21 protein-coding genes are annotated in these 21321 nt (G+C 43.4%); 7 read left to right on the forward strand and 14 right to left on the reverse strand.

What is annotated here, in order from left to right; all coding sequences use genetic code 11:
• Positions 1-6: 6 nt before the first annotated feature.
• A complete protein-coding gene (locus tag PCC7418_RS17830; RefSeq protein ID WP_015227583.1) occupies positions 7-972 on the reverse strand; it encodes a metal ABC transporter solute-binding protein, Zn/Mn family in 966 nt (321 codons plus the stop codon).
• Between the two features lie 136 nt (positions 973-1108).
• On the opposite strand from PCC7418_RS17830, the gene PCC7418_RS17835 reads away from it, so the two are divergent.
• The 3 genes from PCC7418_RS17835 (at position 1109) to PCC7418_RS17850 (ending at position 4431) form a co-directional block, all read left to right on the forward strand.
• A complete protein-coding gene (locus tag PCC7418_RS17835) occupies positions 1109-1873 on the forward strand; it encodes a metal ABC transporter ATP-binding protein (protein ID WP_015227584.1) in 765 nt (254 codons plus the stop codon).
• Between the two features lie 10 nt (positions 1874-1883).
• On the forward strand, positions 1884-2780 hold the full coding sequence (locus PCC7418_RS17840; protein ID WP_015227585.1) for a metal ABC transporter permease: 897 nt from the start codon (positions 1884-1886) through the stop codon (positions 2778-2780).
• Between the two features lie 358 nt (positions 2781-3138).
• Complete coding sequence (locus PCC7418_RS17850) at positions 3139-4431, forward strand: RNA-guided endonuclease TnpB family protein (protein ID WP_015227587.1); 1293 nt, start codon at positions 3139-3141, stop codon at positions 4429-4431.
• Between the two features lie 91 nt (positions 4432-4522).
• Here the strand turns inward: PCC7418_RS17850 and acs are convergent, their stop codons facing one another.
• Positions 4523-6490 carry an acetate--CoA ligase gene (gene acs, locus PCC7418_RS17855; protein WP_015227588.1) on the reverse strand — a complete coding sequence of 656 codons (1968 nt, stop codon included), beginning with the start codon at positions 6488-6490 and terminating at the stop codon, positions 4523-4525.
• Between the two features lie 138 nt (positions 6491-6628).
• Here acs and PCC7418_RS17860 point away from each other — a divergent pair, with 138 nt between their 5' ends.
• Positions 6629-7996 carry a GTP-binding protein gene (locus PCC7418_RS17860; protein WP_015227589.1) on the forward strand — a complete coding sequence of 456 codons (1368 nt, stop codon included), beginning with the start codon at positions 6629-6631 and terminating at the stop codon, positions 7994-7996.
• A 156-nt stretch (positions 7997-8152) separates the two neighbouring features.
• On the opposite strand, the gene PCC7418_RS17865 is transcribed toward PCC7418_RS17860, so the two are convergent.
• Together PCC7418_RS17865 and PCC7418_RS21195 are read right to left on the reverse strand one after the other, a co-directional pair.
• Complete coding sequence (locus PCC7418_RS17865; protein ID WP_015227590.1) at positions 8153-8737, reverse strand: Uma2 family endonuclease; 585 nt, start codon at positions 8735-8737, stop codon at positions 8153-8155.
• A 108-nt stretch (positions 8738-8845) separates the two neighbouring features.
• A complete protein-coding gene (locus PCC7418_RS21195) occupies positions 8846-8980 on the reverse strand; it encodes a hypothetical protein (RefSeq protein WP_255348267.1) in 135 nt (44 codons plus the stop codon).
• 54 nt (positions 8981-9034) lie between these two features.
• On the opposite strand from PCC7418_RS21195, the gene recQ reads away from it, so the two are divergent.
• Positions 9035-11164 carry a DNA helicase RecQ gene (gene recQ / locus PCC7418_RS17870; protein WP_015227591.1) on the forward strand — a complete coding sequence of 710 codons (2130 nt, stop codon included), beginning with the start codon at positions 9035-9037 and terminating at the stop codon, positions 11162-11164.
• Here recQ and sipA read toward each other — a convergent pair.
• From sipA to PCC7418_RS17905, 7 genes are all read right to left on the reverse strand, one after another.
• A complete protein-coding gene (gene sipA / locus PCC7418_RS17875) occupies positions 11146-11415 on the reverse strand; it encodes a regulatory protein SipA (RefSeq protein WP_015227592.1) in 270 nt (89 codons plus the stop codon). The two genes, recQ and sipA, sit on opposite strands and share 19 nt — an antisense overlap.
• Before the next feature lie 203 nt (positions 11416-11618).
• A complete protein-coding gene (locus tag PCC7418_RS17880) occupies positions 11619-12632 on the reverse strand; it encodes a sirohydrochlorin chelatase (RefSeq protein WP_015227593.1) in 1014 nt (337 codons plus the stop codon).
• Positions 12633-13400: 768 nt separating this feature from the next.
• Complete coding sequence (locus PCC7418_RS17885; RefSeq protein ID WP_041596795.1) at positions 13401-14534, reverse strand: murein transglycosylase A; 1134 nt, start codon at positions 14532-14534, stop codon at positions 13401-13403.
• A 2-nt stretch (positions 14535-14536) separates the two neighbouring features.
• Positions 14537-14788: a hypothetical protein gene (locus PCC7418_RS17890; protein WP_015227595.1), complete on the reverse strand. Its 252-nt coding sequence runs from the start codon at positions 14786-14788 to the stop codon at positions 14537-14539.
• Between the two features lie 47 nt (positions 14789-14835).
• Entirely contained in the window at positions 14836-15294 is a 459-nt protein-coding gene (locus PCC7418_RS17895; RefSeq protein WP_015227596.1) for a CBS domain-containing protein, read from the reverse strand.
• Positions 15295-15370: 76 nt separating this feature from the next.
• Positions 15371-16639 carry an OFA family MFS transporter gene (locus PCC7418_RS17900; RefSeq protein WP_015227597.1) on the reverse strand — a complete coding sequence of 423 codons (1269 nt, stop codon included), beginning with the start codon at positions 16637-16639 and terminating at the stop codon, positions 15371-15373.
• Positions 16640-16670: 31 nt separating this feature from the next.
• Positions 16671-17684, reverse strand: a complete 1014-nt coding sequence (locus PCC7418_RS17905; RefSeq protein ID WP_015227598.1) for a CsgG/HfaB family protein — start codon at positions 17682-17684, stop codon at positions 16671-16673.
• Positions 17685-17706: 22 nt separating this feature from the next.
• Between PCC7418_RS17905 and queC the strand changes: the two genes are divergently transcribed.
• Positions 17707-18420 carry a 7-cyano-7-deazaguanine synthase QueC gene (gene queC / locus PCC7418_RS17910; protein ID WP_015227599.1) on the forward strand — a complete coding sequence of 238 codons (714 nt, stop codon included), beginning with the start codon at positions 17707-17709 and terminating at the stop codon, positions 18418-18420.
• Positions 18407-19081, forward strand: coding sequence for an HAD-IB family phosphatase (locus PCC7418_RS17915; RefSeq protein WP_015227600.1), 675 nt, complete (start codon positions 18407-18409; stop codon positions 19079-19081). The genes queC and PCC7418_RS17915 overlap by 14 nt, the downstream gene beginning before the upstream one ends.
• Positions 19082-19120: 39 nt before the next feature.
• On the opposite strand, the gene PCC7418_RS17920 is transcribed toward PCC7418_RS17915, so the two are convergent.
• The 3 genes from PCC7418_RS17920 to PCC7418_RS17930 all read right to left on the reverse strand — a co-directional run bounded on the left by PCC7418_RS17920 (position 19121) and on the right by PCC7418_RS17930 (position 21298).
• Positions 19121-20143 (reverse strand): DNA cytosine methyltransferase, encoded by a 1023-nt coding sequence (locus PCC7418_RS17920; RefSeq protein WP_235620721.1) that lies wholly within the window; start codon positions 20141-20143, stop codon positions 19121-19123.
• Between the two features lie 77 nt (positions 20144-20220).
• Positions 20221-20613 (reverse strand): hypothetical protein, encoded by a 393-nt coding sequence (locus tag PCC7418_RS17925; protein ID WP_015227602.1) that lies wholly within the window; start codon positions 20611-20613, stop codon positions 20221-20223.
• Between the two features lie 79 nt (positions 20614-20692).
• On the reverse strand, positions 20693-21298 hold the full coding sequence (locus PCC7418_RS17930; protein ID WP_015227603.1) for a hypothetical protein: 606 nt from the start codon (positions 21296-21298) through the stop codon (positions 20693-20695).
• Positions 21299-21321: the final 23 nt, after the last annotated feature.

Here is a 21321-nt window from a genome sequence, read left to right on the forward strand (position 1 = left end):
AGGGGGTCAATCCTCGTTGATACTGTTGGCAAAGGGGGTGTAACTGCCTTCCAGGTTTTGAACAATCGTGCGGGTATTGACGATCAACATTCCTAAATAGGAGTTAGCTTCGCCATTGGGTGCGCCAATGGAGTCAGAGTAGAGTTCTTGTTGAGCTAGGGTGACCCCCGCTTCATTCGCGACGGTTTTAATTAAAGCAGGATTAATGGTGGTTTCGGCAAAAATCGCAGGCACATTAATGTTTTGAACGGCATCGGATAAGTTTTTTACGGTTTGCGCGCTCGGTTGTTCCTCTGTGCTAATTCCAATTAACGTTCCAGTCACGTCTAATCCGTAGGCGCGAGCATAATATTGAAACGCATCATGAGTCGTGACCAGTTGACGCTGATCCGCAGGAATGGTTTGGATTTGTTGGATCATCCAACTGTCGAGTTCTTCTAATTGTTTTGTGTATTCTGCTGCGTTTTCTCTAAACTCTGCTTCATCTTCTGGGGACAGTTCAATCAGTTGATCGCGGATGGCATTAACCATCACGATCGCGTTTTCAGCATCCCCCCAAACATGAGGATCAGGGACTCGCTGACCGTCATAGTCGTAATCAAAGGGAGTTATCACTTCTGCAACAGCAAATGTTTTCTCTTCACTGATCCCAGTTCCCTGCATCAGCTTAATTAATTCTGGTTCTAAGTTGTAACCGTTATAAAAAATGAGATCCGCTTGTTCCATCGCCCGACTGTCAGCAGGGACAGGTTCATAAACGTGCGGATCAGCCCCAGGTTCAAGAATCCCTATCACTTTGATTTCATCTCCCCCCACTTGTTTTGTCCAGTCGGTAATCATGGTGCTGGTGGTAACAACGCTGGGTTTTTCACGGCTACGGGGGGGAGGAGAGTCACTACAGCTACTCAGAACAAGTGCTGTGATAACACCAACCATTGCTAGCCAAGGTTTGTGAAATAAACCAGTGATCATGCTTTTTTCCTCAGTGAATGAATGTTTCTCATTATTTTTTCATTTTTGAAGGAAGTTCATGCTACCATAGCGATAGATATTTTCATATTTTTTTCATTTTTCAAGGGAGCGTCCATTTGGGGAGGAGACAGCAGCAATGACCAGTATTAGTTTTCCGCGTCATCCGAGGGAACGGATTCAAATTTGCAATTTAGAAGTTCAGTATCGACGGGTACTGGCTTTAACGGATGTGAGTTGTCAAGTGAGCCCTGGACGAGTCACAGGAATGATTGGTCCGAATGGGGCGGGAAAAAGTACCCTCATGAAAGCAATGCTAGGGTTAGTGAATCCGATTCGGGGAACAGTTTATTTTCGAGAAACTCCCCTAAAGGAACAACTAGAAACGGTTGCTTATTTACCCCAACGCTCGAAAATTGATTGGACGTATCCGGCGACGGTTTGGGATGTTGTCATGATGGGTCGGGTGCGGAAAACGGGCTGGTTTAACCGCTTTTCTAGTGTCTCGAAACGGTTAGCAGTAGAGGCTTTGGAACGGGTGGGAATGAGTGAATTTCGCGATCGCGCGATCGGTCAACTTTCAGGAGGACAGCAACAACGGGTATTTATTGCGAGAGCCTTAGCGGAAGAAGCCCATATTTTTTGTTTTGATGAGCCTTTTGCAGGAATTGATCAAAAAACCGAGCAGATTATTTTTGATCTCCTCCATGAACTGGCGGAAGCGGGAAAAATTGTTTTAGTCGTTCATCATGATTTAGGAGAATCCATTCTTAATTTTGATGATTTAATTTTGCTCAATCGGGAATTAGTCGCTCATGGGACTCGTCAACAGGTTTTAAATCGGGATAATCTGCAACGGGCTTATGGCGCTCAGGTGGCGTTTTTCTCGCAACAAGCAGCGTGACTAATGACCAATGGATATACTAATTGAACCTTTACAATATAGCTTCATGCAGCGATCGCTGCTGACGGCGATTTTAGTCGGGATTATTTGTGCTTCTGTCGGAACGTATTTGATGGTACAGCGACTGGCGTTACTGGGAGAAGCTGTCAGTCATTCTGTTTTACCGGGGCTGGCGATCGCGTTTATTTTAGGGATTGATATTTTTGTTGGGGCGTTTATCGCTGGGGTGATCTCTGCGGTGATGATTGCTTGGGTGAGGACGCGATCGCCGATCAAAGAAGATGCTGCAATGGGAATTATCTATTCCGCTTTCTTCTCCTTGGGGATTACACTGATTTCTATTGTCCAGAAAAATAATAAGGTTGATCTCCTCCACTTTCTCTTCGGAAATATTTTAGGAGTTACAACCAGAGATGTGGTGAATACTGCGGTTATTACCGTCCTTGTTTTAACCGTAATCGTCCTCTTTTACAAAGAATTGCTCTTTTATACCTTTGATCCCGAAGGCGCACAAGCAGCAGGATTACCGATTCATCTTCTTGACTTAGGCTTAATTATTTTAATGTCTCTGACCATTGTGGCGAGTCTGACGACGGTGGGTTTAGCCTTAGTGGTAGCCATGTTAATCACTCCTGGTGCGACGGCTTATTTACTGGTGAAACGCTTACAGCAGATGATGATTTTCGGGTCAGTGATTGGCGTAATCGCAAGTATTAGTGGAATGTATTTAAGTTACTACTTTAATCTTCCGTCGGGACCGGCGATTGTGATGGTAGCATTTGGCTGTTTTATGCTGGCGTTTCTGTTTAGTCCCACTCATGGGATTTTGACCCATCCCAATAGACTAGGTTCGGGTCAATCCCAAATTTGGCGAGAAATTAAGGGGTTGATTGCTGGGAAGCAATAACAGAAGCGCACACCTGATGCAAGCAGATGTGCGTTATTACAGAAGTTCAGTCAGAAAGCCCTTGATTTCAAATCGAGGGACGGGGCTTTCAAGGTGCGGAGGAAACCTCCGCACACAGCCCCTCATGAATGACACATTGGAGCTTTAGCTCTCTGTGTCCTCTTTTGATTGTGGAAGCAAAGCGTGTATCAATCCAGTCTTCAACTAGTTGGGTCATAGTTTTTCGTTTATACCTTGCGTATAGTCGTAGTTTTTCGATTCTAGAGACTTCTACTCGCATACTCAGTCTTTGTTTTTGCATTGTCACCCACTGGATTCATTTATGTTATAATTATTATAACCGATTAAATGATATACCATGTACGGATGCCAACAGAATCGAGTTAAATTTAATTCAGAGATAATACCTGTCCTTGAACATATCTGCTCCACTGCCAACAATCTAACCAATTGTGGAATCTATTTAGCTCGTCAACAATGGTTTGAACAGAAAAAAATTGTTGGTAAATATGATCTAGAAAAAGCGTTGAAACAACAAGTCAACTTTAAGGCTTTGCACTCTCAGTGCGCTCAACAAGTGTTAAGGAGTGTCGTTGAATCATTTAAGTCTTTTCAAGGTCTAAGGAAAGCGTTTTTCAAAGGAGAAATTAGTGACCACCCTAAGCTCCCAACCTATAGAGATAAAGGAGGAATGGCGGTTACTTCCTACCCAAAACAAGCTCTGAAGTTAAAAAGCGGTCAAGTTAGAGTTCCTTTAGGGAAGACGATTAAGACATGGTTCGGTCTCTCAGAATTTTTTGTTCCTTTTCCTTCTAATCTTGAATGGGAAAGCATTAAAGAGTTAAGAATCCTTCCTAGAAACCGAGAGTTTTATATCGAATGGGTGTATGAAAGACTTGAACCAGAAGTAAATATTAATTCCAAAGAAGCTCTTGGTATTGATTCTGGTATTGATAACTGGTTAACTTGCGTTTCCACCATTGGAGAGTCTTTTATCATTGATGGGAGAAAACTTAAATCTCTCAATCAGAACTATAACCGTCGAGTGTCTTCTCTTAAGGAGGGAAAACCTCAAGGTTATTGGGACTTTGAGTTAGCTAGAATCACCGAAAAACGAAACCGTCAAATCCGAGATGCTGTTAATAAAGCAGCGAAAATGGTGATTAACTATTGCCTTAATAAAGATATAGGAATCATCGTTTTCGGTTGGAATAAAGGTCAACGTCAAGGAGTCAATATCGGACGAAAGAATAATCAAAACTTTGTACAAATTCCCACAGCTAAGTTAAAAAATCGGATTCAGCAGTTAGCAGAGGAACACGGTATTGAGTTTGTAGAAACTGAAGAGTCTTATACCTCAAAAGCCTCGTTCTTAGACCGTGATTTGCTACCGACTTTTGGTGAAAAACCCGAAAGGTGGCAACCATCAGGACAAAGAGTGACCAGAGGGTGCTATCAAGATTCAAAAGGAAGAATTGTAAATGCCGATGCAAACGCAGCAGCAAACATCCTCCGAAAAGTAGAGATACAGCTAGGATTAGTCCTAGCCAAGGTCTGTAGAGCAGCTTTGAACCTGCCCCAGAGATTTTATCTTTGGAACTCCAAACGAAAAACGCGAAGCATTATGGCTTTAGGAGGGGCTGTGTGCTGAATTCATTTCAGCACCCTGAAAGCCCCGTCTATCATGCGAAGCAACGTTTGGAATCCACGCGATTTTAATCCGTGGAGAGTTCAATCATCCTTTAACCGCCACGGAGTTTATCTAGAACACCGCGATCTTCTAAGGTGGAGGTATCCCCAGCGACCTCTTCGCCAGAAGCTAAATTTCGTAAAAGACGGCGCATGATTTTGCCAGAGCGGGTTTTAGGCATAGCATCGGTAAAGCGAATTTCTCCTGGACGCGCGATCGCGCCAATTTCGTTGGCAACGTGCTGTTTTAATTCTTGGGTCAAAGCATCACTCCCTTCATAATCACTTTCAAGGGTGACAAATGCAAAGACTTCTTCACCTTTCACCTCATCTTTACGTCCGACAACAGCAGCTTCTGCAACGGCGGGATGAGAAACAAGCGCTGATTCCACTTCCATTGTTCCGAGGCGGTGTCCCGCGACATTAATGACATCATCAACACGACCCATGACCCAGAAATAACCATCATCATCTTTCCGTGCGCCATCACCAGCAAAGTAGAAATATTGTCCATCTTTGGGCGCAATATGTTCCCAATAGGTGCGACGGAAGCGATCAGGATCTTTATAAACCGTCCGCATCATGCCAGGCCAAGGATGTTTAACCACGAGATATCCCCCTTCATTGGCTTTGATGGGATTGCCATCTAAATCAACAACATCCGCGAGAATGCCAGGAAAAGGTAAGGTTGCCGAACCAGGTTTAGTGGGAATTGCACCAGGAAGCGGTGTAATCATAAAGCCCCCAGTTTCCGTTTGCCACCACGTATCGACAATGGGGCATTTTTCCTTACCAATAATGCGGTGATACCACATCCAGGCTTCAGGGTTAATCGGTTCGCCCACTGTTCCTAATAATCGCAAGGAAGATAAATCGCGAGCGTTGGGATAATGTTCTCCCTGTTTGATAAACGCGCGAATTGCCGTGGGGGCGGTATAGAAAATGGTCACGCCATATTTTTCTACAATATCCCACATACAACCAGGATTAGACGGACGAGGTGCGCCTTCATACATGACTGTAGTTGCCCCATTAGAGAGGGGGCCATAGACAATGTAGCTGTGTCCAGTAATCCAGCCAACATCGGCAGTACACCAATAGACATCCGTGTCTTTCAGGTCAAAGGCAAATTTCAAAGTGGTATGGGTATAGAGATTATATCCAGCTGTGGTGTGAACAACCCCTTTCGGTTTGCCTGTTGTGCCAGAAGTGTAGAGAATGAAGAGCAGATCTTCACTATCCATCACTTCCGCCGGACAATTGGCGGAAACCCCTGCTTTGAGATCGTGCCACCAGTGATCGCGCCCTGGTTCCATCTGGACTTTTTCTTCGGTACGTTGCACAACGAGGACATTTTCCACACTGGGCGCACCATTATTGGCAATGGCTTTATCCACTTCTGGTTTCAGGGAGACGACTTTATCTTTGCGGAAACCGCCATCAGCAGTGATGACCAACTTTGCTTCTGCATCCACCAGACGAGTTTTGAGGGCTTCGGCACTAAAGCCACCAAAGACGACACTGTGAGGTGCACCAATTCTGGCACAGGCTAACATCGCGATCGCGGCTTCAGGAATCATGGGTAAATAAATCGCCACGCGATCGCCTTTTTGCACTCCCAACTGCTTCAAAACATTTGCCATCAGACAAACTTCACGATGCAATTGGGCATAGGTATAGGTACGCGAGTCTCCTGGTTCTCCTTCCCAGATTAAAGCTGCTTTATTTTTGCGCCAAGTGCTGAGGTGGCGATCTAAACAGTTGTAGGAAATATTCAGTTTCCCACCGACAAACCATTTCGCAAAAGGGGGTTGCCAATCGAGGACTTGATTCCACTTTTCAAACCAATCCAGTTCTTGTTCAGCTAAATCAGCCCAGAATTGCTCTGGATTTTCCTTTGCTGCTGCATAGAGTTCTTCGTATTCCGCTTGACTTTTGATATGCGCTTGTTCTGCAAATTCCTGAGAGGGAGAAAACAAACGTTTTTCTTCTAAGATCGATTCAATCGTAGGTTGTGACATTACTTTTGTAAAACAAGGATTCGTTTTCCTTGATCAATTGTAGGCATCAATGTGTCCCAACTGGTTGATCCTGCAAGAAAAATCAACAGCTTATTATAGAATTGTGATTGGTTATCCCCAACCCTCTTAGTTGTTGTAATGACAGCAAATTCTTCTTCCCAGCAAACCCATCTTAACCAAGCCCGAGCCAGTCTCTCCCAAGCACTATCGTGGTATGGGAACGCCCGTCGTCATGGTTCGTCTCCTCCCAATAGTGAACTGCAAGCAGCCGTCAAAGAAGACTTACAGAGTATCAAAGCAGCTTATGATAAGCTCGATGAAACTATAATTCGCATTGCTACTTTTGGCTTAGTGAGTCGAGGAAAGTCAGCGGTCATCAATGCGCTAGTGGGTAAAAAAGTGATGACCACAGGCCCGGTTCATGGCGTAACCCGGTGGCCCCAAACCATTCGTTGGACTCCCTCCAGTGGGAAAGTCCAAATTGAATTAATCGACACCCCTGGTTTAGATGAGGTAGAAGGGGAAGAACGGGCCCAAATGGCGCAAACGATCGCGCAACAAGCGGATTTAATTCTGTTTGTCGTCGCTGGAGATATCACCCGCACGGAGTATCAAGCCCTCTGTGAATTAAGACAAGCGAAAAAGCCCATTTTATTAGTTTTTAACAAAGTAGATCTCTATCCTGATAAAGATCGACAAGTGATTTACGAACAACTGCGGGAACTGGGAACGGGGAAAGAAGAGGAAGCCTTAGAACAACTGTTATCCCCCAGAGAAATTGTCATGGTTTCGGCGGAACCTGCACCGATGTATGTGCGGGTAGAGCAAGCCAATGGGGAAATTAGCTACGAACGGGAAGAACAGCCCCCGCAAGTGGAAGCCCTCAAGGAAGCCATTTTAGATATCTTAAACCGAGAAGGACGATCGCTGCTGGCTTTAAATGCCCTCCTACAAGCGCAAACGGCTGAGACTCATCTCGCGGAAGAAACCATCTGCTTGCGTCAAGAAGAAGCAGAAACCTTGATTTGGGATTACGCCAGATATAAGGCGATCGCGGTTGCGGTTAATCCTATTGCCATTTTTGACCTCATCGGCGGAACATTTGCTGATTTGGCGTTAATTCGGGGCTTAGCGAGACTTTATGGCTTACCCATGACCAGCTATGAAGCGGGGAAACTGTGGCGGAGGATTTTGATTAGTTCCGGAACCTTATTATTTGGTGAAATTGGCACCAGTGCCTTATTTGGTTTAGGGAAAAGCAGTGCTTTAATTGGAGCTAGTTGGGGCAGTCCTAGTGCAATTTTATCTTATGCGGGGTTAGCAGCCACTCAGGGCGCGATCGCGGGTTACGGGGCTTATACCGTCGGACAAGCAGCACAAGAATACTTGAAACAGGGCTGTAGTTGGGGCCCATTAGGTCCGAGTACGGTCATTAAAGATATTCTCTCGCAAGTCGATGGAGATACGATCATTTATCGCTTGAAGCAAGAGTTGAGTCATCATTAAGTCTTCAAAGGATATATAGCAGTTGTTACGCTTCTTGAGGTACATTCTAAATTTTGATTCTTTGTTCTTCGTTATTTGTTATTTGTTGGTTGTTAATCAATGAACCATGAACCATGAACCATGAACGTCCACCGACTTGCCTTGTACCTCAACAGACTAAGAAACGCTATATCTTGCTAATAACTCTGATACATTTGCACTAAAACTTGGTAATAATGGGCTGGTTAAGGTGTCTTGTTCTGATAAAGTTTTCACGGGTTTGAGTATATTTTCTTCTTGTCGATAAATTGTAATTGCTCGATCGCGCCAGTCGCAAATCCAATATTCACGAACTCCCCGCTCAGAATACAAGTCTAATTTAATTTTGTTATCTCGTTTTTCATTACTTTTCCCTTCAGAAAGAACTTCGATAATTAATTCAGGTGCAGAGACAAGATGACCTTTTTCATCGAGATAGTTTTCCAAGGTTTCTGTACTCGCCCAAACCACATCAGGAATCACATTATCAGCATCAGAGAAAATAATACCAGGACTAGTGACAACTTCGCCTAAGCCACTTGTGTTAGACCAGCTTTTGAGCGCAAATACAAGATTAGTACAAGTTTTCTGATGATTCCAATGGGGCGCTCTGGTCACAAATAATTCTCCATTAATAATCTCATAGCGCAGCCATTCATCATAATCTAATGCTTCAAGATCGGCAGTCGTCCAGTGTTTAGATTTGTTGTGTATTACTTGCATTTTCTTCTCTCGCGATCGCGCTACCTCTGACATTTTATGCTATTGATCATAACAATAAGCTCCTAGAAAACTCGATTGTGATCATAATACCATTTTGGAAAAGTAAAGTTACAGTAGTCGTAGGGTGGGCATGGCAAACCCGACAAGGTAAGCACTATTTTTTAAATTCGGAGGAGAAAAAACTAATGGAATGTCCATCTTGTCAAGGAAAAATGCAATGGAAAACTGTTTTACATTAGTCATTCGTTCTTTGTTCTTTGGTCACTGATTACTGGTCACTACTAACTGCTAACTGTCATGTCTGAATTGGAAACTGCCTTAAAACAATACTTTGGTTATGAAACATTTCGCCCTGGACAAAAGGCGATTATTGAAGCAGTTTATCAGCAACGAGATGTGTTAGCGGTGATGCCCACAGGTGGCGGGAAATCCTTGTGTTATCAGCTTCCTGCTTTGCTGAAACCTGGGTTAGCGGTGGTGGTTTCGCCGTTGATTGCGCTGATGCAGGATCAAGTGGAAACCTTACAAAAAAATGGCATTGCTGCGACCTTTTTAAATAGTAGTTTAACCGCAGAGGAAGCGCGATCGCGCCGTCTTTCTATTCTAAATGGAGAAATGAAACTCCTCTATCTTGCCCCTGAAAAATTAGTGAGTCCAGCAAGTAAAACCTTCCTACAAGCGGTTCAAGAAAAGCATGGATTATCCCTTTTTGCCATCGATGAAGCCCACTGTATTTCCGAATGGGGACATGATTTCCGACCCGAATATCGCCAGTTAAAAACCTTACGATCTCTCTTTCCAAAAATCCCGATGATCGCGCTAACGGCAACCGCAACTGAGCGTGTTCGCAGTGACATTATTCATCAGCTTACTTTAGATCAACCGAAAGTTCAAATTACCAGCTTTGATCGCCCCAATTTATATTACGAAGTCCAACCGAAACAACGACAACATTATAATCAACTCTTCAAATTTATTCGTCATCAAACGGGGTCTGGAATTGTCTATTGTCTTAGCCGTCGTCGCGTGGAAGAAGTTGCCTTTCGTCTGAAAAAAGATGGGATTTCTGCACTCCCTTATCATGCGGGAATGAGTGATGGCAATCGCAGTGATTATCAAACCCGTTTCTTAAGAGATGATGTGCAAGTGATGGTAGCAACCATTGCCTTTGGCATGGGTATTGATAAACCTGATATTCGCTTTGTGGTTCATTATGATTTACCGCGAAATTTAGAGAATTACTATCAAGAAGCGGGACGCGCTGGGAGAGATAGTGAACCCGCCCAATGTTTGCTTTTATTTGGGGCAAAAGATATCCATACCATTGAATATTTTATCTCCCAAAAAGAAGATGAAAAATCCCAACGTCTAGCCAGACAACAACTGCGAAAAGTCATTGATTATGCAGAAGGAACAGACTGTCGGCGCACCATTCAACTCAGTTATTTTGGCGAACATTTTGCAGGAAATTGTGGGAACTGTGATAATTGTTTAAACCCGAAACCCATTGAAGATTGGACGATTGAAGCCCAGAAATTTTTATCTTGTGTTGCCCGTTGTCGAGAACGATTTGGCATGAGTCATATTATTGATATTTTACGAGGTTCTAAGAATAAAAAAATTGAGCAAAACGGACACCATTTACTCTCAACTTATGGCATTGGCAAAGATAAAACCGTAGAAGAATGGCGAAACTTAGCGCGATCGCTGCTGCATCAAGGTTTCCTCGCTGAAACTACAGATGGTTATCGCGTTTTGAAATTAAATCAGCGCAGTTGGGAAATTTTACGCCAAAAACGCACCGTTTATATTGCCGTTCTTCCCTCTTCCCAAAAGAGAAAAAGTCATAATACTCTCGATATTGAAACGCAGCAATTACTGATCCGACTGCGTAAGAAACGGAAGTGGCTTGCCGATACACAAAGCACCGCCCCCTATATGATCTTTTCTGATCAAGCCTTAAGAGAAATGGCACAAATTAAACCCAAACATTTGGATCAACTAGCTGATTTTTCTGGAGTAACAGAACATAAACTGCATCAATATGGAGAGGCGTTTATTTCGGAAATTCGATCTTTTTTACAAGAAAAACGCTTACCGATTCCTGTTCCTTCGCAAACCAAAATGAAAACGCTTCGTCTCGCCCAACAAGGATATAGTATCGAAGATATTGCTGAAACGAGAGGAATGAGAACCAGCACCATTAATGATCATTTATGTGAACTCATTGAAATGAATCAGCCTGTAAAATTAGAACAATTTGTTCCCGAATCGGATCAAAAAGTGATTTGGCAAGTGATTAATCAAGTGGGGGATGATTCGTTAAAAACGATTCGAGAAGCACTCGGAGAAGAATACAGTTACGAACAAATTAAACTCGTGCGGGCGTGGTGGCGACGGGAAAATAATCAATCAGTATCCAGATGAGACTCAACATGAGAAGCACTTTCATCTGTGTTTACAGATTGTAAGTAACGACTTTCTAATAAAAATGCTCCTTTATTAAACCGAACAGCCCAATAATCTCCTGGACGACGGTCTAAAATCGTTCCTTCTTCTCCCACTTTTACCACATTTGGCGGGCGCAACATGGGCATCGGTTCCGCTGTTTTGATATAGGGTGGTGAATCTATCAATTTAACTTTATCACCGACAGAAAAGGTTTTGTCAGTTGTCATTGGTCATTCGTCCTTAGTCATTACTGTAGAAAACGTAGGTTGGGTTGAGGTAACGAAACCCAACACCAGCAATAGTCTGTTTTGATGTAATGTTTGGTCATTGGTCATTGGTCATTAGTCCTTCGTTCTTTTTCATCCCGATAATCCCCCGTTCGCCCCCCTTGGTAAGGGGGGTTGGGGGGATCGGTACAAGTTACTGTTCCCTAGGGGGCTTGCCAAATTTTATTATGATATTGTTCCACATCTGCATAGGGATCAACAGGTTCATGGTTATGGTCATGGTCGTGATGATGGTGGTGGTGATGTCCATGATCATGGCTGTGTCCGTGACCTGCGTTTCCATTCCCTGCTGCAAGACGGAACTTACACATTTCACAATTCATTTTAACTTCCCCAGTTTGGGTTTCAATTTCCCGTTCTCTCAAGACTTGTAAGAGATTGGGATGAATTCCCATTTCGGGTAAACAAGTCATGGAAATATCAGGATATTGTTCTTGTTGCTGGGCGGTAATATCAAAGATTTTCTTCACTAAAACGCCAGTAAACAAGAAATAAGGCAAGACAATAATCCGTTTTGGCTGATAAAAACGAGCGCGATTAAATCCTTCTTCGAGGCGGGGATGGGTAATGCCAATGAAACAGGTTTCTACTGTTTTATAACCACTTCCTTCCCACACCATGCGGGCGAGTTTGCAAACATCGCCATTGGCATCAGGGTCACTCGAACCCCGTCCCACAAAGAGTAAAACGGTTTCAGAACGAGGGATATTGTGAGGATTATTTTCGGGTAAATCTAATTCCGCAAGCCGATCGCGCCACAGGTCTAAAATACTCGGCGTAATGCCAAAGTGTCGCCCATAATTAAAAGTAATACCAGGATGATTTTCTCGGGCGCGGTCTAATTCATTGGTGACATCAAATTTGTTATGTCTAGCTGCGAATAACAAAATTGGTAATGCAGAAAAGTCAGTGTAGCCCTGTTTTACGGCTTGTTCGACTCCTTCGGCGATGGTGGGGGTTGTTAATTCCAAGAAACAAGGAATGACAGGACGAGACTGATCTAACTGCTGGTAAGCATCAGCGAAATCAATAAAAGTTTGTCGCCCTTGTTCGTCTTTTGTGCCATGACCGATCAACAACAAGGGACGCTGTTTTGGTAACGGGGGTAATTCAATTTTAGTTTGCTGGGTGGATGGTGAATAAACGATTTGGGTCAAAATCAAAACTCCTTGCTCGCTAATTCGATTGTAAGCAAGTCATCCCAACTCGGTGGATAACTTGGGTGATCAATGCCCTGCTATCTTAACGGATTTTTCGATAAGTAGAAATGCTGGGGAGGGGGAATCAGTGACCAGTGATCAGTGACCAGTTACGAACTTTCTATCTTAAATGGCGCGAGAGGACTCCCGTTATAATCTCCCAAGAGATTTAACGGGTAGACGGGGCTTTCAAGGGGGCGAATGCGATTCGCCCCACAGCCCCTCATGAATCGCGCCCAACAAAAAAAAGTCTGTGTTTGACATCCTTAATTGTGTTAAATTGTGATAGCATGGAAGAAGCGGTAGTGCGCGTAAGATATTCAGGGACTGACCTCCCCAAGAGAGTACCTCGCGACAAATATCACCCTTGAAAATGTAATGGTGACGGGTCTCGACCAACTTGAAGCTGTGAAGTGCAAGGTCATCACAACAAACATAAAGATTCAAATCCTTCTGCGGTCGGACGGCTCGTGGAAGTAAAACTAAAATGCTTGTGGATTCGGTCTGACGGGGATGGTTTCATTTTTGAGACTGTCTAGTTAAGTGGAGTAGAAGCAAGAATCTCCCGTTATAATCTTTGATTTAACGGGAGAGCGTCAATGCCTATTGCCTAGGTGAAGCCTGATTAAGCTCATGTACATTTAACTTGGGATGATTCAGCGACCAAGATGGTCGCACTGCAATGGTTTTGTAATTCCTGATGTTTTGATTTAAATGCGTAACAGCTTACTCTTTCAAAAATAGATAATACAGTTGTCCTGTCCAGTCCACAATGCCAGCTTTTCGTCCAGCGTTTTTCCCTGTTCCCATAAAAATATCCACTCGTCCCGCCCCTTGGATCGCGCTACCCGTATCTTGATCTAAAACGTAATGACTGACCCGTGGGGTTTGAATTTTATTCTCTGGTGTCATTTCAGGGAATTGTGTGTGTAGTAGTGCTAACGCCCCTGGTGGCATCAGAGATTTATCTGTAGCAATACTCCGTTCTGCGGTGACGGGAACACCTAAACTCCCTGTAGCAGGTGCGCCTTGAGTTTCTCGGAAGAAAACAAAACTTTGGTTGCGAGGGAGATAAGTGTTGAGTTGTTCAGGGTGTTGCTGAAAATAAGCGATTAAACGGGGAAGAGACAGTTCATCCCGTTGGAAAATGCCATCTCGGACTAATTCACCACCGATGCTGGTGTAAGGATGGTCGGTTTTTCCAGCGTAGCCAACCGAGAGAAGACGACCATCTTGTAATTTTAGCCGTGCTGACCCTTGAACGTGGATTAAAAAGGCTTCTAACCGATCGCGCAACCAAGCAATTTCTAAGCCTGCTAAGGGGCTATTTTTGCCTTCTCCGTGCCTCCCTTCTAGTTGTCTGCGAGTGGGATGAGGAGATGACCACTGTTTAAAGTTCTTGGGTAAGCGATAAATGGGATAACGATATTCAGAGGTGGGAATGCGACTGGCTGCATAAACGGGCTCAAAATACCCAGTAAAATGAACGGTTCCCTGTTGATCGTGTCCTACGGCTTGATACAAGGCAAATTCTTGTTGAATCGCTGCTGCAAAGGCTTCTGGGGTGGGTGAAGTGCGGAGAAGTTGTCGAAAGCGAACCAAAGACCGATAAGCGCGATCGCGCGTGATTCCCTCAACAGGATAGTCAGCATAAGCCTCTCTGGCGCTAGGGGTATCGAGATAGCGCAAACTCTGGTTAATGGCTCTCAAAAGACCCGCTTTATCTTCCCATTTTGCCTCTAAATTTAAATCTGAGGGAAGCTGTTGGGACGAGACTTGTTCTAACGGGAAACTCAGGGCGGGTAAAGCAGACCAAGCCACCCCCAACCCCACAGACAGACTCACCAGTAAAGATTTCATCATTAAAATCGTTCCACACTCCCCGCAAACAACGGTTCAACGCGAATCGCTAGAATGCTAGAAGGACGCACCACCATGTATTCCCCTTGAATATTTTTAATGGGAACACTAATAAAATCATTAGAGTCCCCATTGGGCTTTAATTCCCCTTTGTACCATTTTTGAAAATCCTGAATGGTGGGAAAACGAACTTCTTCGCGATGACCACCCGCTAAAAATAAATAAACGGCATACTCATCTGGGGTGCGTGGCATAAACTTAACTCCTGATTGGTGTGAGATGGATTTAATTGATATGAGGATTATTCAGTTGCCATTGTGCGGACAATATCTCCTCTAGTGATAATTCCCACCACTTTTCCCTCGTCATCCAAAACGGGTAAACGACGGACTTCTCGCTTGTGCATGAGGTGGGCTGCTTCTTTTAACGGGCGGTCACCTGTAATGGAGATCGCGCGATCGGTCATGACTTCTTCTACGGTTTGTCCCAGTGCTTTGTGGAGTTCTTTTTCATACCGTGCAGGATTTTCCAAGTAAATCACACTATCCAGAAACATGAAATAGGGCGGGGGATTCACCCCTGTTTCTTGCCACATCAAATCTGCTTCTGACAACACCCCAACTAATTTCCCGTCTTTATTGACCACGGGTAAACCGCTAATTTTCTTTTCCACCAACACTTTGATCGCTTCTTTCAGTGGAGTGTCAGGTTGAACAACAGCAGGATTCGCTGTCATTACATCGGCAACAGTTTTGGACATGAGCTAATCAATAAAAATGAGGAGCAATCTTCATTCTCCCATTAAACGAACAGGAGTGACAATGAGTGGGCTGAGCTTAGGATAGATTACTGATTTCACCCGCGCGAACATCCCGCTTTAACATCAAACTAGCAATAATAATGCCCACAATGGCTAAACCTCCCATGGGATAAAAGGCATAGGTATAACTGCCAAACCAGTCTCGAATTTGTCCTGCAACGAGCGTACCAATTAAAGCCCCAACCCCATAAGCAGTAAAGACAATCCCATAATTTTGGGCATAGTCATCAGGGTTAAATAAGCGTAACGTCGCTGTGGGCGCAAGGGCAAGCCATCCTCCTAAACAGAACCAAAATAAGCAAAACGCAATCAGATATGTAGCCACTTGTCCAGGTTGAGCATTTGCCATCATGATACAAGCAATTAAAATCAGGGTGTAAGAGCCGATCGCGACAAACTTCGGGGGAAAACGGTCACTCAGCCAGCCAAAGAGAGGACGACTGAGCCCATTAAACAAAGCAAACAGAGAAACACTAGTTGCAGCAACATCAGCATTAATTTCAATCATTTCTTCCCCCACTGGGCTAGAAATGCCGATCGCGCTTAAGCCGACAAAGGTTCCGATGGTATAGCAGATCCATAACCCGTAAAAAGAGGGACTTTTGAGTAAGTGAGGGGGATAATTCACAGGCTTGGGAACCGCAGTTGTTTCCGCCACCGATCTCGGTTGTTGCCAATTTTTCGGAGGTAATTTTAAAGTTAGCGCGATCGCGAGGATAATGAAGGTAAAGACAATCCCTAAAATCAATAAAGTCGGTCGTGCTTGATAGCGATCAATCAGACTCTTGGCGAGAGGGGCGGTAATCAAAGGCGACAAGCCAAAGCCAACAATGGTCAACCCCACGGCTAAGCCTTTTTTATCAGGAAACCAACGGGCAACCACTGCCATCGGGACACCGTAAGTAATACCAACACCCATTCCGACAATCACCCCATAAGTCAAGGTTAAGAAAATGATATTTTGTGCAAAACTAGAGAGAACATAGCCTAAGCCCACGGTTAGCCCCCCAATCGCAGTCATGCGAACTGTTCCCACCCGAGGCATTAAAAACCCTGCAATGGGCATAAACGTCGCGTAAAACACTAAGGCAACCGTATAAGGGAGCAAACTTTCTGTTGCACTGAGGGCTAATTCTGTTTCTAGGGGATTTCTAAAAATACTCCAAGAATAAACCGTTCCTAAACAGAGGAGAACAGTCATTCCTAAAGGAATCAGCAGCCACCGCCCTTGAGTTGCTGCTAGCCCTAATACTTTTAGATTTTGGTTACTCTCAGAAGTGGACATAAATGAGTCGTCTCCGTCGCGAATGATCAATCTAATTTTGCCTCATTGGCTTAGCTAAATCACCCACTTGCGGAGTTGCGGTTCCTGAAATCCATTGTCCTAAACTGGATTTGGCATCCACATCCGTCAATTTCACTTCTCCCAGTTTTGTTGTTAATGTCCGAATCACTTCTCCAGTTTCGGGATCTTTCACTTCTTGGGTGACTCGTTCAATGGAAACAACCATCCCCTCCCGATAGCCTTCCTTTTTCCCTTTATTTAGAATAATGGTATTCCCAGAAACACTTGCCACAAGGGCTTCCACATCTGGAATCGACTGTTGAAGGGCAGCAATTGTGTCCACTTGTGTGTTCATATTTTGAGTAATGGTTTGAATCGCTTCTTCAGTGGCTAAGGTCAGTAATTTCCCATCATTGCTGGTGGACGCACCCGCCCTCACTCCAAATGCTCTGAGTTGCGTATCAGACTGACTTTTATTACCTTTCCCTTGGGTGGTGTAAAGAATTTCTGCGGTGTTGGTATCCACCAGGCGAACATTAATCGCCACTTCTGCGTCTGTATCTTGGGTGCTTGCGCCCACACCAAAAATACCACCCCCTGCATTTTGTTTTTGCAAATCAAATTGTGTCACAGAACCAATCATGACCGCTCTCACCCCCAAGATTTTACCAATTTCGGCAGCAGTGGAAGCATCAATGCGTCCAGAAGCCCCTAAATTTTGTTCTGCAAGAATACTTTGAATTCTACTGCGTTCAACAACGGTATATTGTCCCCCTTCCACTAAGGCATTAACTAGGAGATCGCCTACGCCATCAGCGCCACCATTAATCAGAGAGAGTAAACTGGGATTGCCAACACTGCTAAAATCGAAGTCGAGGACGGCAATGCGAGGTTTTTCTGTTGTCCTTTCACTCAAACTGTTTTGAGCAATCACAGCTTGGGGGCTTGGGGGCTGAGACAGTAGCTTAGAGTTGGCAAAGGTATTGTCTGCGATGAGTAAGGGAGATACCAAGAATGCAGATGGGATTAAGACTCGTTTTAACATTGAAAGAAAACTCCTTGAACAAATGACACAAAAAGCAGTGGTTTTACTTTCTGGCGGTTTAGACTCTTCTACCGTCCTCTATCAAGCCCAAGCGGATGGCTATGAGTGTTATGCTCTTTCCTTTGATTATCAACAACGTCACCAACGGGAATTAGAGGCTGCTCAACAAATTGCAGAAGCTGCGGGAGTTAAACAGCATCAGGTGGTAAGTTTTGATTTGGGCTTGTGGGGCGGATCAGCATTAACGGATCAGACGATTGATGTTCCGCGCGATCGCGCTCCTCAAGAAATGGCTGACAATATTCCCATTACTTATGTTCCCGCACGCAATACGATTTTTCTCAGTTTTGCTTTAGCCTACGCTGAAGCCCTCTCCGCAGAATGCGTTTATATTGGTGTCAATGCTTTAGATTATTCTGGCTATCCCGATTGTCGTCCCGATTACATCCAAGCAATGCAACAGGTGTTTCAATTAGGAACCAAACAAGGACGAGAAGGAAACCCCATTACCATTCAAACTCCACTCATTGATCTCAAAAAAACGGATATTATTCAACTGGGAAATCAACTTCATGTCCCTTGGGAAAAAACCTGGTCTTGTTATCAAGGAGAAACCGAAGCCTGTGGCGTGTGCGATTCTTGTCAGTTAAGATTAAAAGCGTTTCAAGAATTAGGATTAACCGATCCCCTTCCTTATCGTGTAAGTAACCGTCATGAGCCCAATGAGAGAGACTAATTTTCCTAAATACGCAATTTTCTGTGATTTTGATGGCACGATTACCGCCGAAGATACGTTCACGGGAATGTTAAAAGCAGTCGCGCCTCATTTATGCGATGAATATTTACCCGACATTTATGCCCAAAAGTTAACCCTGCGAGAAGGGGTAAAACGCATTATTGAGTCTATTCCCTCACAGTCTTATTCACAAATGATTGACTATGTAGATGAGATTCCCTTGCGTCCAGGCTTTGTGGAACTCGTTAAATTTGCGATTAGTCATCATATTCCGTTTCATGTGGTTTCTGGTGGCTTAAAAGATATGGTGAAACGGGTGTTAACTCAGCAAACCTTGGGCAATCGTCCATTATTAGAGCAAGTGGCTTCGATTAATGCAGTTGCCATTGATACCAGTAACGATTATTTACGGGCAATTTCTGATTATGAAGGGGGAACAGAATTAGTCGCAAAAGTGGAAGTGATGAAACAATATCCGGCTCAAAATAGTATTTCCATTGGCGATTCCATTACTGATTTAAATATTGCTTTAAATGCCAATATTAGTTTTGCGCGCGATCGTTTAGCTCGTTATTTAGACGCAGCAGATCACTTTTACTATCCCTGGGATGACTTTTTTACAGTGCAAGAAAAGCTCATGACCCTCATTGAAATTGAATGAACTTCAGACCATTCTCCTCGATTTCCTGATAATGGCATTTTAGGCAACCACTTTTGTTCTACTTAATTTTTGTATAACTTTGTTGCCAACCGCTTCAACAACTGGCACTGGGACAGAATTAGCAAATTGTTTATAGGCTTGAGTATCTGAAACAACTATTTTGAAGTCATCAGGAAAGCCTTGTAATCTGGCATATTCCCGAGGAGTTAATCTCCTTATTCCTTGTTTATTAACTTCACCTTTTATTCTAGTTACAGGTGTAAAATTAGTTAAGCGCTTGTCTATAATAAGATTCCGTTCTCTTCCCATACCACCTAAAACTAAAGCCCCTGCAATATCGTCAGGTGAGAGGATATTATATCCAAAACCATTACCTTTTGATTGATGATAGTTTTTATGATTTTCTAATACTTTGATGTATTGCGTTGATAAATAGTATTTAACGGAAACTTCTTTTTCTTCTAATATATCTTGGATTGTTATTTGTTTTTCTTCACTAATCGGACTAGGATATTCAAAATAAGAAACATTTAAATCTTTTCTAAAGCCAACAATAAAGATTCGTTCTCTATTTTGTGGCAGACCAAAATTTTTGGCATTAATTATTTTCGGGTGTGGAACATCGTATCCTAAATCTTCTCTTAAAGTATTTAAAATCACTTTAAGTGTTTTGCCTTTATCATGATGAGCAAGTCCCTTTACATTTTCTAAAATGAATCCTAAAGGTCGATGTTTTTTTAAGATCAGTGCTAGTTCAAAAAATAAAGTCCCTCTAGCATCCTCAAACCCTAGCTTCCTACCTGCAATGGAAAAGGCTTGACAGGGAAAACCTGCACACAAAATATCAAAATTCTCTGGAATAGAGTTTTTCACTTCCTGACTGGTAAGATCACCATAAGGGATTTCACAAAAATTTTCTTGGTAAGTTTTTTGGCAATATTTATCCCACTCACTAGAAAATAAGCATTGACCGCCTAAATTTTCCATTGCCAACCGAAAGCCACCGATTCCTGCAAATAAATCAATAAAAGTAAATGGTGCAATAGAAGCAAATTGTTTCACAATAAGAGATCTTTTTACATAAGAATTAGCTATAGTAGGGTGGGCATTGCCCACCTTAACATAAGGAGTTGAGAGAATTACGAATTATTAGAAGTTGATTCAACAAACTGACGAAATCTGAGTAAATTGGCGGTTTGTGCTAGATTCAAAGGGAGAACAGAAATTCCTTCTAAACGGGATTGCACCCAGCCCTCATCCCAGCACCATTCATGATAGCCATCAACTCCTTCGCTAAGCAGTAAACACAGACAAGTGTCAGTTAGGGTCTCAATTTCATGTTTAATCGTAATTAACCCAGTGCGGGTAGTAAACGTTAATCCGCTTTGTAGTTCATTGGGTAAACCAGGAGAGAGTTGCTGGGGAAACAACCATTGTCTAAGTTTTTCTGGTTGCAATAGACCTTCTTTAATCGCCTGCGCTGAAGCATTGACTTCGATGCGTACATGACTCTGTTGAAAAGTACCAAACATAATTTTAGATGGGTTTGTGTCTGCTAAGAAGTTATTAGGGAAAAGGGGCGAGAGCTATTCTATTGATAACGCATTCTAGTTAATTTGTACCAGGAAAGGGAGACTGGACAAATCCTAACTCGCGCAGTTGTTGATATGATTTTTTCCCTAACTCTGAGGTGGGATTTTGCGAACGAATGACTTGGATGAAGAGGGGAACGGCTAAAGCGGTTTGTTGTTGGGCGCGATGAACTAAAGCCAGTTGATAGGTAGCGCGATCGCGCATTTCTGCTGCTTGTAAGGCTTGTTGACGTTGTTCTTCAGAAATGCGATTACTAATCCCTTGAAAACTTCCCGCCAGTTGTTGATAAAAGTTCGAGAGTTGGTTAAACACCCGTCGCGCTGATTGCAATTTTTCTTTGGCGAGATCATAATTCTCTTCATCAATCGCAGCACTGGCTTCAGTCATGAGCTTTTCCCCACCCTGTAAACTGAGTAAGGTATCGGGACGGGAGATCTCGGGAGTTTCTTCAGGACTAGCTTCAGACTCTGGTGACGGTTGAGCCTGTAAGGGCTGTTGAGAAAACAAAAACGGTAATAATAAAAGCGCGCTAATGCTAACCGAGCGAAATTTAGAAAATAACATTACCATATTGATGAAGAGATAAAAATACCACATATTAGTCAGACTGACTGATTTTAACATTACTGATTAATCGTTGTTCATGC

This window comes from Halothece sp. PCC 7418, from assembly GCF_000317635.1.
In the GTDB taxonomy this organism is placed as follows: Bacteria; Cyanobacteriota; Cyanobacteriia; order Cyanobacteriales; family Rubidibacteraceae; genus Halothece.

Bases quoted from the DNA above. Each gene is read 5' to 3' on its own strand.
- PCC7418_RS17830 (WP_015227583.1), bottom strand. From the start codon at position 972: ATGATCACTGGTTTATTTCACAAACCTTGGCTAGCAATGGTTGGTGTT.
- PCC7418_RS17835 (WP_015227584.1), top strand. From the start codon at position 1,109: ATGACCAGTATTAGTTTTCCGCGTCATCCGAGGGAACGGATTCAAATT.
- PCC7418_RS17840 (WP_015227585.1), top strand. From the start codon at position 1,884: ATGGATATACTAATTGAACCTTTACAATATAGCTTCATGCAGCGATCG.
- PCC7418_RS17850 (WP_015227587.1), top strand. From the start codon at position 3,139: ATGTACGGATGCCAACAGAATCGAGTTAAATTTAATTCAGAGATAATA.
- acs (WP_015227588.1), bottom strand. From the start codon at position 6,490: ATGTCACAACCTACGATTGAATCGATCTTAGAAGAAAAACGTTTGTTT.
- PCC7418_RS17860 (WP_015227589.1), top strand. From the start codon at position 6,629: ATGACAGCAAATTCTTCTTCCCAGCAAACCCATCTTAACCAAGCCCGA.
- PCC7418_RS17865 (WP_015227590.1), bottom strand. From the start codon at position 8,737: ATGCAAGTAATACACAACAAATCTAAACACTGGACGACTGCCGATCTT.
- PCC7418_RS21195 (WP_255348267.1), bottom strand. From the start codon at position 8,980: ATGACTAATGTAAAACAGTTTTCCATTGCATTTTTCCTTGACAAGATG.
- recQ (WP_015227591.1), top strand. From the start codon at position 9,035: ATGTCTGAATTGGAAACTGCCTTAAAACAATACTTTGGTTATGAAACA.
- sipA (WP_015227592.1), bottom strand. From the start codon at position 11,415: ATGACAACTGACAAAACCTTTTCTGTCGGTGATAAAGTTAAATTGATA.
- PCC7418_RS17885 (WP_041596795.1), bottom strand. From the start codon at position 14,534: ATGAAATCTTTACTGGTGAGTCTGTCTGTGGGGTTGGGGGTGGCTTGG.
- PCC7418_RS17890 (WP_015227595.1), bottom strand. From the start codon at position 14,788: ATGCCACGCACCCCAGATGAGTATGCCGTTTATTTATTTTTAGCGGGT.
- PCC7418_RS17895 (WP_015227596.1), bottom strand. From the start codon at position 15,294: ATGTCCAAAACTGTTGCCGATGTAATGACAGCGAATCCTGCTGTTGTT.
- PCC7418_RS17900 (WP_015227597.1), bottom strand. From the start codon at position 16,639: ATGTCCACTTCTGAGAGTAACCAAAATCTAAAAGTATTAGGGCTAGCA.
- PCC7418_RS17905 (WP_015227598.1), bottom strand. From the start codon at position 17,684: ATGTTAAAACGAGTCTTAATCCCATCTGCATTCTTGGTATCTCCCTTA.
- queC (WP_015227599.1), top strand. From the start codon at position 17,707: ATGACACAAAAAGCAGTGGTTTTACTTTCTGGCGGTTTAGACTCTTCT.
- PCC7418_RS17915 (WP_015227600.1), top strand. From the start codon at position 18,407: ATGAGAGAGACTAATTTTCCTAAATACGCAATTTTCTGTGATTTTGAT.
- PCC7418_RS17925 (WP_015227602.1), bottom strand. From the start codon at position 20,613: ATGTTTGGTACTTTTCAACAGAGTCATGTACGCATCGAAGTCAATGCT.
- PCC7418_RS17930 (WP_015227603.1), bottom strand. From the start codon at position 21,298: ATGTTAAAATCAGTCAGTCTGACTAATATGTGGTATTTTTATCTCTTC.